A 3867-nucleotide genomic window follows, 5' to 3' on the forward strand; every position below is an offset into this window, starting at 1 on the left:
CGGAGGTCCTGGCCGCCCGCCCGGCACGGCTGCTCGCCGCCCCTCTCACCACCGCGCTCCTCGTCCGTCACCCCGCGGTCGGCGTCGCTCCGGTCACCCGGCGGCCGAACGTCCGGTACGACGGGCCGGTCGCCCTCCTCGACGAGCTCCACGTGGTGCCCCACCTGCGCGGACGCGGCATCGGCGGCAGCCTGATGCGGCGTCCGCTCGCCGACGCGGTCGAGGAGGGCGTCTCCCCGGTCGAGATCAACGTCGACGAGGGGGACACCGACGCCCGGCGCTTCCACGCCCGGCACGGCTTCACCGACATCGAGCCCGATTCCGGCGACCGCGCCCTGTACCTCCACCGGGAGATCGGCGACTGAACCACCGGGAAGCCCTCGTCCCCCGATGGGGGCCGGACCCGGCGGAAGGGAAAGGGACGGACAGGGGAAAACAGGGGAAAGGGGACATCGCCCCTCACCCGCCGGCGCGCACCAGTAGGCCCCGATTGCGCAGGATGCGGCGTTCCAGAGGGGAGAACAGGAGCAGATCAATGGCGATGCCCACCAGGAGGATGAGGATGATCGAGGCCAGCACTCCCGACATGTTGGACAGCGTCCGGTAGTTCTCCATGAGTTGCCCCAGACCGGTGCCCAGGTCGGGGGAGTGGACGATGAGTTCGGCCGCCATCAGCGAGCGCCAGGCGAAGGCCCACCCCTGCTTGAGGCCCGCGACATAGCCGGGGAGGGCGGCGGGCAGCAGGATGTGGCGCACGGCGGTGAAACCGCGGGCCCCCAGCACCCGCCCCACCTTCAGGTGAAGCGGCGGGATCTGGTCCACCCCGGCCACGATGCCGTTGGCGATCGAGGGCACGGCACCCAGCAGGATCACGGCGTAGATGGTGCCGTTGCTCAGCCCGAACCAGATGATCGCCGCCGGGACCCACGCGATCGAGGGGAGCGACTGCAACCCCGTCACGATCGGCCCGATCGCCGCCCGCACCACCGCGAAGCGGGCGATGAGCAGGCCCAGCGGGGTGCCGATGGCGATGGCGACGGCGAAGCCGAGGAGCCCCCGGGAGACGCTGGTCCACACGAAGTCCAACAGGGTGCCCCGTCGCCACATCGTGTCGATCTCGTTCCACACGTCCCAGGGGCCGGGGAGCACGTAATCGGGTTTGATCCCGGAGAGGTGGGCGATTTGCCACACCGTCAGCACCAGGGCGACCGCCACCAGGGGCGGCACCATCTTCGTGCGCACCAGGCGGCCCCACCGGGGCGCGTCCGGCGGGGTGCGGGTCTCCAGGGCGTCGAGGCCGGCCTCCAGGTCGGCCAGTTCCCGGTCCGAGCCCTCGGCCCGTGGGGTGGTGGGAGAGGACCCGGGTGGGGTGGTGGGAGAGGAGCGGTCAGTGGCGGCCATGGCGTCGGATCTCCCTGCGCAGGTGGTCGGTGATGTCCAGTGAGAGGGCGGAGACCTCCGCGTCCTCGATGCGCCGGGGTTGGGGAATGGCGACCTCCCATTCCCCGACCACCCGGCCCGGGCGGGAGGAGAGGAGGACGACCCGCTGGGCCAGGCGGACCGCCTCGCGGACGTTGTGGGTGACGAACAGCACGGAGACACCGGTGGCGGAGTGGATCCGGACGAGTTCCTCGTGCAGCACGTCCCGGGTGATGGCGTCCAGTGCGGCGAACGGCTCGTCCATCAGCAGCAGGCGACTGTCCTGGGCGAGCGCCCTGGCCAGTGCCACCCGCTGCCGCATCCCACCGGACAGTTCGTGGATCCTCTTGTCACGGCTGCCGCCGAGTCGGACCAGTTCCAGCAACCGCTCGGTCTCCGTGCGCCGTTCCGGGGCGGGGAGGCCGCGCAGCCTCAGGGCCAGGTCGATGTTCCGGCCGGCGGTGAGCCAGGGGAGCAGGGCGTGTTCCTGGAACATCAGGGCGGGGCGTCCGCCGGAGAGGTGGATCTCGCCGGCGGACGGCTCATCGAGTCCCGCGATCAGGTTGAGCAGGGTGGATTTCCCGCATCCGGAGGCGCCCAGCAGGGTGACGAACTCCCCCGGGGCCACGGTCAGGTCGATGCCGTCCAGGGCCGGCTGTTGGCTCCCGCGGGGGCCGAAGGACTTCGACACGCCGTGGATGCCGACCGCGGGAGGGGGCGGGTGGCCGTCGTGGGGCGTCGTGGTGAGGGGAGCTGTGGTCATGAGCGCGTCTCCGGAAAGGGGTGGGGGCGGTCAGTCGGTGCCGAGGCCGGCGTCCTCGGTGATCTCCGGCTCCCCCTCCTCGGCCAGGACCTTGTTGAGCAGCCGCAGGTCGTAGATGCCGGTGAGGTCGGGCTCGGCCAGCAGGCCGGCGGCCACGGCGTGCTCGGCCCCCGCGCTCAACGTTCCGGCCAAGGGGTCGTTGAGGAACTCGACGTGCTCGAAGGCGGGGTCCAGAACCTCGTCGGGAAGTGCCGCGCCGGAGAGCTCCTCCAGGGCGGAGTTGATGGTTGCCTTCGCCTCCTCGGGGTTCTCGTCGATCAGGGCGTTGGACCTCACCACGCCGCGGATCACCGCCTCCACGACATCGGGGTGATCGGCCAGGAACTCCTGGGAGGCGATGACATGGGTGACCACGTAGCGGCCGTCCTCCCACAGGTCGCCCTCGTCCAGGAGGGTCACGGCTCCCCGGGAGACCAGCTTGGCGGCGGTCGGCTCGGGTACCCAGGCACCGTCGATGGAGCCGTTCTCGAACGCCGGGGGGATCTCGGCGTTCGCGATGCGCAGCACGGTGACATCCCCCGTCCCCGATTCGCCGTCCACCTCGAAGCCCTGTTCGTCCAGGTAGTTCAGCAGCGCCACGTCCTGGGTGTTGCCCAGTTGCGGGGTGGCGATCCGCTTGCCCCGGAGGTCCTCCGGGTTCTCCACGTTGTCGGGATTCACGACCAGGGAGGCGCCTCCGGAGGCCGCGCCGGCGACGATGCGCAGGTTTCGTCCGCCTGATTGCACGTAGCCATTGATGGCCGGGTTGGGACCGATGAAGGTGATGTCCACCGCCCCCGCGTTCAGTGCCTCGATGGCGGAGGGCCCGGCGTTGAACACCTGTGTCCTGAGAGCGGTGCCCCCCAGTTCCTCCCGAATGGGCCCGCCCTCCGCCAGGCCCACCAGAGCGGTGCCGTGGGTGATGTTGGCGAAGTAACCGATGGAGACCTCATCGGCGGAAAGCGCCTCGCCCTCCGCCGCGGGAGCGGGGGGGTTCCCGGTCGACGACGTGTCCGGGCCGGCGGAGCCGTAGCCGCAGGCGGTGAGGGAGGAGGCGAGCAGGGCGGCGGCGAGGACCGGCAGGCCACCGGGGAACCGGGACGCCGGACGGCGACGGGGGCGACTGAGCGGGGACATGACGGAGAGGCCTTTCCGGGAAAGGAGGGATGAGCGGTCCGGCCGTGCGGCCGGACCGGGTGAGGAGGTGGGGGCATCGACGTCGAGGCCGAAAGCCCCCGGGGGCGCCGGGAGGCCGCGCGACGGTGCCGGGCGGGAACGGAGGCGTCACCCTCCGGAGCGGTCGGATCGACCGGCGATCCCCGGGATCGGGGAGCGGGAGGGGGCGGATCCGCGCCCCTCGTCGAGGAGACGAGGGCCGTGATGTCCCGGCGGGGTGATGTCCCCGCGGGCGAGGGTGCCGCGATGCGGCGGATCCGGGAACGGGCGCGAAGGTGCGCTCAGCGTGGCCGACAGATGGCGCTGAAGACGCGGCCGAGGTCGACGTGGAGTCGACCGACCAGGGGGGTTCCGGCTCGGGACATGTGCGGAACCGTGGCACGGGGTCCTTCGACTGTCCACGGAAGTTCGTGGAGTGAGATGGATTGTCTCTCTATTCGAGAAAATACCTCTCGGTGGGGGTGTCGGGG

General features: G+C 71.2%; 4 protein-coding genes. 1 reads left to right on the plus strand and 3 read right to left on the minus strand.

Features of this window, described 5'->3' with window-relative positions:
• Nucleotides 1-365: GNAT family N-acetyltransferase (locus FOE67_RS19165; RefSeq protein ID WP_182665957.1), on the plus strand; the 365-nt coding region annotated here is incomplete at its 5' end.
• 94 nt (nucleotides 366-459) lie between these two features.
• Here FOE67_RS19165 and FOE67_RS19170 read toward each other — a convergent pair.
• From FOE67_RS19170 to FOE67_RS19180, 3 genes are read right to left on the minus strand one after another with little or no spacing between them, the layout of a single operon-like run.
• The gene (locus FOE67_RS19170) at nucleotides 460-1401 is read right to left on the minus strand and encodes an ABC transporter permease (protein ID WP_182665959.1); all 942 of its coding nucleotides are present in this window, start codon (nucleotides 1399-1401) and stop codon (nucleotides 460-462) included.
• Nucleotides 1388-2182 carry an ABC transporter ATP-binding protein gene (locus FOE67_RS19175; protein WP_182665961.1) on the minus strand — a complete coding sequence of 265 codons (795 nt, stop codon included), beginning with the start codon at nucleotides 2180-2182 and terminating at the stop codon, nucleotides 1388-1390. Before FOE67_RS19175 ends, FOE67_RS19170 begins: the two co-directional genes overlap by 14 nt.
• Nucleotides 2183-2212: 30 nt before the next feature.
• Entirely contained in the window at nucleotides 2213-3358 is a 1146-nt protein-coding gene (locus tag FOE67_RS19180; RefSeq protein WP_182665964.1) for an ABC transporter substrate-binding protein, read from the minus strand.
• Between the last annotated feature and the right edge of the window lie 509 nt (nucleotides 3359-3867).

This window comes from Streptomyces calidiresistens (assembly GCF_014141525.1).
GTDB classification, from domain to species: domain Bacteria; phylum Actinomycetota; class Actinomycetes; order Streptomycetales; family Streptomycetaceae; genus Streptomyces; species Streptomyces calidiresistens.

Bases quoted from the DNA above. Each gene is read 5' to 3' on its own strand.
- FOE67_RS19170 (WP_182665959.1), bottom strand. From the start codon at position 1,401: ATGGCCGCCACTGACCGCTCCTCTCCCACCACCCCACCCGGGTCCTCT.
- FOE67_RS19175 (WP_182665961.1), bottom strand. From the start codon at position 2,182: ATGACCACAGCTCCCCTCACCACGACGCCCCACGACGGCCACCCGCCC.
- FOE67_RS19180 (WP_182665964.1), bottom strand. From the start codon at position 3,358: ATGTCCCCGCTCAGTCGCCCCCGTCGCCGTCCGGCGTCCCGGTTCCCC.